Raw genomic sequence first — 4926 nt, forward strand, 5'->3', positions numbered from 1 at the left:
GCCATCGCCGCGATCTTCCGCGCCTCGAAAATCCCGCCCGCGTGGCACAAATCCGGCTGAAGGATCGCCGCCGCCTGCTTCTCCAGCACCTCGCGAAACCCCCACCGCGTGAAAAGCCGCTCGCCCGTCGCGATCGGAATGCTCGTCGACTGCGCCACCCGCGCCATCGTATCCACGTTCTCCGGCAGACACGGCTCCTCGATGAACATCGGATGGTACGGCTCGAACGCCCGCGCCAGCCGGATTGCCATCGCCGGACTCACCCGACCGTGAAAATCGATCCCGATATCCACCCCGCCGCCCACCGCCTCGCGAACCGCCGCCAACCGATTCACCTGCCGCTCGACGTACGCCGGCGTATCGACGTTCCGCACCGGCTCCTCCGCCGCGATCTTGACCGCTGTGAACCCCTGCGCCACCCGCTTCTTCGCCGACTCCGCCGCCGCTTCCGCCTCATACCCGCCGCAGCCGGCGTACATCCGCACCCGCGTCCGGCACGGCCCGCCTAGAAACTCATGCACCGCCATCCCGTGGAACTTGCCCTTGATATCCCACAGCGCCTGCTCGATCCCGCTCAGCGCGCTCGTCAACACCGCCCCACCGCGATAGAACGTCCCGCGATACAGCGCCTGCCAGTGCCGCTCGATCGCCCGCGGGTCCTGGCCCACCAGGTAGTCAGCCGCCTCGCGAACCGCCGCCGCCACCGTCCGCGCACGGCCCTCCACGATCGGCTCGCCCCAGCCGACCAGACCCTCATCCGTCGAAACCTTCAAAAACAGCCACCGCGGCTTGACGAAAAATGTCTCCAGCTTCGTGATCTTCATGGCAACTCCTCATCTTGCGCAGCGGTACTTCGGCGACCAGCCCAGCACCTCCCGCGCGTGATCGCAACAGATCAGCGCACCAAACCCGTCGCAGCGGCTCAGCTTCTCACGATCCACCGGCACGCCCGGATAGAATCGCTCCGCCAGCTCCAGCGTCGGCGTGGTTGTCCACTGGTCCTCCGCGTTCATCAAAAAACAATCGAACCCGTCCCTCGGCTCGTACGCCATCGCCCGCACGATCCCGTCGATCAGATCGTTCTGCCCCACGTAATCGTTCAATACCCGCTGGTTCGGCGCCGCCCTCGCCACAAACTTCGACTCCCGATGCGGCGGAACGATCAGCGATGGACGAATCGACACCACCGGCTTGCCGTAAAACTCCGCGTACCACCGGCACCAACTCTCCGCCTGCACTTTGCTCGCCCCATACGGCGCCACCGCCACCGATGGATGCCGCTCGTCAAGCGGAAGGTATGACGGCATATACCGATCCGCCGCCTGCTCCGTAATCCCGAACCAGCACACCGATGAAATGTAGATGAACTGCCGAACGTGCTCGCGGTTCCCCGCCGCCTCCAGCAGCACAAACGTCCCCAGCACGTTAACCTCCACCAGCTTGTGAGCCGGCCGGCAGTTGCCCGGAATCGCTGCGCAGTGCACGACCACTTCGACCCCGTCGATCGCCCGCGCCACCGCCTCCGGATCGGTGATCGACCCGACCTCCGAACGGCTCAAACACTTGGCGACCTCGTCCGACGGGACGTTGAGATCGAACCCGACCACCGCGCACTCCTCCGCCAGACGCTGCGCCACCGCCGATCCAAGACGCCCGCTGGTCCCCGTGACCAACACGCTCCGACCGCTCATCGCGAGCCTCTCCTTTTCCCTCGCCCCAGCCGCCGCATCCCGTTCCGCGCAACACGCGCGAACCGGCACAACAAGCAACAGGTGTCACATTCTGATCGTCACCGCCCCGTTTTGCAAACCGAATCGATATGCGCGCTGCCTACAACCCGCAGTTGCAGCTCTTGGCCTCAACGTCCAGACCCAACGCCTCCCACACGTCCGGCGTCTCCTCGCACAAGCCGATCGGACAAACCCCGCGCATCGCCTCGACCACCGGCCGATACAAACCCATCCGCGCCTCGCGCGGATACCGCGCCAACCCCTTCGCATCCTCCGGCTGCTCGAGGTCGGCAAAAATCCCGTTCCCGTTCGCGCCCATCAGATTCGACTCCGCCCGCAGCGTCCCCAGCGTCAACCGCTCAGGCGGAAGACCCCGCACCTGCTCCGCCAACCCGCCGTACTCGAACCCCAACAGCATCGGATCGATCCGCACCCGCACCCGCCAACCCGCCTCGATCAGCCGCTTCGCCGCCGCCAACCGATCCGCCGTCGTCGCCGCCCCACGCTCATATTTCGCCGCCGCCTCCGCTTGGTTGATCGAAAACGAAACAATCACATTCGCGCAAGGCCTCTCCGCCAGCAGACTTCGGCACTCGCCCATCCCCCCCTTGGTTACCAGCAGCAGACAGTGCGGCCGACCGCGATCCGCCGCCTCCGTGCGAAACAGTTGCACCAGCCTCCCCACCAGCGGACGCTCATCCTCAAACGTCAGACTGTCCGAAAGATTGCCCGTGTTCAGAACGTACGACTCGTGTTCATCCTGACCAATCCACCGACGCACCTCCGCCTCAATCTGCTCGACGTTCGTAAATACATGCGGCTGCTTGAGATACCAGAACGATGATTTCAAATAGCAGTAGCTGCACACCGGATCAAACCCGCAGCCGTTGGCATGCGCCAACACGTAAAAATTCGGACATACCGTATTGACCGGAGTCGTCCGAAAAATCTCCACAAACTTCGACGTGCGCCGACGCTTGACCACCGCCGCTGGTTTCTTCTGACCGATCGAACTCATGCCGCTCCAACTCCATGCCACTCAGACAGTTTCCACATCAAATGAACCAAATTCTAGGCCACCTCAGCCGCCAACTGCAAAACCATGTGTTTGACCCGGCCGCAAAACCACCAGCCGATCCGCCAATGGCACATAATCGCAGATGTCCGCGAAAAACCGTCCCGCCTCGTGGTCGTCCAATTCCGCATCCGTTAAGTGCATCAAAAACCACCGGTTAGGATTAAGACGTTCGATAAACTCGACCCAACCCGAACCTTTCCACGGACACAGGAAAAGCGCATCATTGCGCCCCAGCCGCGCGAGGTCAAGCCGGCGGGTGTCCTCGTTGTCGCCGTCGTGAAACAACCTAACCCCTTCCACGTCAATCAGATACGAATTGTGGCCCCGAGCGTGAAACGTCCGGAAGGCGGTGATCTTCGCCGGACCGCTCGTCAATTCCACAGCGGCGGCGGGTTGACCGGCCGGTGCGACCGGCGGTTCGGCTTCGACCAGTTGCCCAGCCGGCAGCTCACCCGCCAGAGCGTCGATAACCGCCTTTGGGCCCACCACTTGTGCGCCGGAGACCCTCGCCGCGGCGGCGGTCTTCCACGGGCTGAAATGGTCGTAATGGCTGTGCGTGATCAGGATCAAGTCGGCATTTTGCACCGATTCGGGTGGTGGATCGAGTTGCGTACCACCGGGATAGCCGTTGGTAAAGGCGTCGATGAGGAGGCGGAATCCACCGGCTTGGATCTCGAAACCACTGTTCCCGAAAAGCGTTACGTTCACATCCATCGCTGGGTCTCCCCACGTCTTGAACGTCCAATATACCGTCCGCGGCGCACAGAACAACCGTCTTGACAGACTTGCGGGTCATCTGGTACGATAAATCTTGAACGTTGTCGAAATGGGAACGTTCAAGAGTTGGCGTTTCGAGCGCTGATTCAGGATAGCGGAACGATAAGGTCAGCATTCTATGGTTACGCTCAAGGACATTGCGAGCGAGGCGGGGGTTTCGGTTGAGACGGTTTCGCGGGTTCTCAACGGGAAGAACAAGGAGGTCTGGCCGAGCGCGGCGCGTCGGGCGTCGGAGATTCGCAAGATCGCGCGTCGGCTTGGGTTTCGGCCGAACGCCGCGGCGCGGACGATGCGGCGGGGCAGTTTCCGGCAGATCGCCTGCGCGGTCACGCGGTATGAATCGGCGGCCAGGAGTCACGACTCCGACAATGAATACCTGGACGCCGCCACGCTGGAGTTGGCCCGTCGCGGTTACTCGGTGATCTTCGAGCCGTTCCTTCTGGACATGATGACGGATGACGTGGTCGAGCCGCCGCGGCTGTTCTCGGAACTTGTGGTCGACGGGGTGCTTGGGATCGCGGAGGTCGGGGTGGATTTGCGGCGGGTGGATGAGCGGTTCTCGCATCTGGGCGTGCCGACGGTGTGGATCAACCGGGAGCCGACGGCGGGCGTGCCGTGCGTGACTTCGGACGAGTACACCAACGGCTACCGGCTGGCCCGGCGGCTGATCCAGCTTGGCCGTCAGCGGATCGGGTACATCGGGCACAGCGAAGGGCCGTATTCGGTCCACCAGCGCTACCGCGGGGTGGAGGATGCGCTGAGCGAGGCGGGATTGGGCACGGGGGACCTGGCGACCAAGAAGGACGATTCGCTAATGGTCGAGGCGGTGGCGCGGTACCTGCACAGCCACGCGGACATCAACGCCCTGATCTGCTATAACCACTTGTGTTACGAGGCGGCCGTACACGAGGCGGCGCGGATGGGGCGGCGGGTGCCCGACGAGCTGGTGTTGGCGTATTTCGGTTCGGTCGGCAATGTTTCGCGGCATTACACGCCGGCGATTCTGGAGATTCCCCGCCGTCAGATGGCGGCGCGGGCGGTTGACGTCTTGCTCGATCTGATCGCGGGCAAGTCCGCTCCCGATCCGATCGATCCGATTCCCGGTGACCTGTACACGACCTCTGGTGGATGAGATGCCATGTACAACCGTCGTTCGTTCACGTTGATCGAGTTGCTGGTGGTGGTCGCGATCATCGCGGTGCTGGTGGCGATCCTGCTTCCGGCACTGCAGTCGGCCCGCCAGCAGGCCCAGACCGTGGCCTGCCAGTCGAACCTCAAGCAGTTCGCGACCGCGCTGTGGATGTACGCTGAGGACTTCAGCGGGTATCTGCCGATTCCTCC

At 63.2% G+C, this 4926-nt stretch carries 6 protein-coding genes; 2 read left to right on the forward strand and 4 right to left on the reverse strand.

The genetic code is table 11. The features are described from left to right. From dgoD to GXY33_18275, 4 genes are all read right to left on the reverse strand, one after another. Window positions 1–824 (reverse strand): galactonate dehydratase (gene dgoD / locus GXY33_18260; GenBank protein ID NLX07085.1); only part of this gene is annotated, 824 nt, incomplete at its 3' end. 9 nt (window positions 825–833) lie between these two features. Next, a complete protein-coding gene (locus GXY33_18265) occupies window positions 834–1691 on the reverse strand; it encodes an NAD(P)-dependent oxidoreductase (GenBank protein ID NLX07086.1) in 858 nt (285 codons plus the stop codon). 139 nt (window positions 1692–1830) lie between these two features. Next, window positions 1831–2748, reverse strand: coding sequence for a hypothetical protein (locus GXY33_18270; protein NLX07087.1), 918 nt, complete (start codon window positions 2746–2748; stop codon window positions 1831–1833). A 63-nt stretch (window positions 2749–2811) separates the two neighbouring features. Further along, the gene (locus tag GXY33_18275) at window positions 2812–3522 is read right to left on the reverse strand and encodes an MBL fold metallo-hydrolase (GenBank protein NLX07088.1); all 711 of its coding nucleotides are present in this window, start codon (window positions 3520–3522) and stop codon (window positions 2812–2814) included. A 181-nt stretch (window positions 3523–3703) separates the two neighbouring features. Here GXY33_18275 and GXY33_18280 point away from each other — a divergent pair, with 181 nt between their 5' ends. After that, on the forward strand, window positions 3704–4717 hold the full coding sequence (locus GXY33_18280; protein NLX07089.1) for a LacI family transcriptional regulator: 1014 nt from the start codon (window positions 3704–3706) through the stop codon (window positions 4715–4717). A 6-nt stretch (window positions 4718–4723) separates the two neighbouring features. Further along, the coding region (locus tag GXY33_18285) for a prepilin-type N-terminal cleavage/methylation domain-containing protein (GenBank protein ID NLX07090.1) at window positions 4724–4926 on the forward strand (203 nt) is incomplete at its 3' end.

It is taken from the genome of Phycisphaerae bacterium (assembly GCA_012729815.1).
Lineage (GTDB): Bacteria > Planctomycetota > Phycisphaerae > JAAYCJ01 > JAAYCJ01 > JAAYCJ01.

Bases quoted from the DNA above. Each gene is read 5' to 3' on its own strand.
- GXY33_18265 (NLX07086.1), bottom strand. From the start codon at position 1,691: ATGAGCGGTCGGAGCGTGTTGGTCACGGGGACCAGCGGGCGTCTTGGA.
- GXY33_18270 (NLX07087.1), bottom strand. From the start codon at position 2,748: ATGAGTTCGATCGGTCAGAAGAAACCAGCGGCGGTGGTCAAGCGTCGG.
- GXY33_18275 (NLX07088.1), bottom strand. From the start codon at position 3,522: ATGGATGTGAACGTAACGCTTTTCGGGAACAGTGGTTTCGAGATCCAA.
- GXY33_18280 (NLX07089.1), top strand. From the start codon at position 3,704: ATGGTTACGCTCAAGGACATTGCGAGCGAGGCGGGGGTTTCGGTTGAG.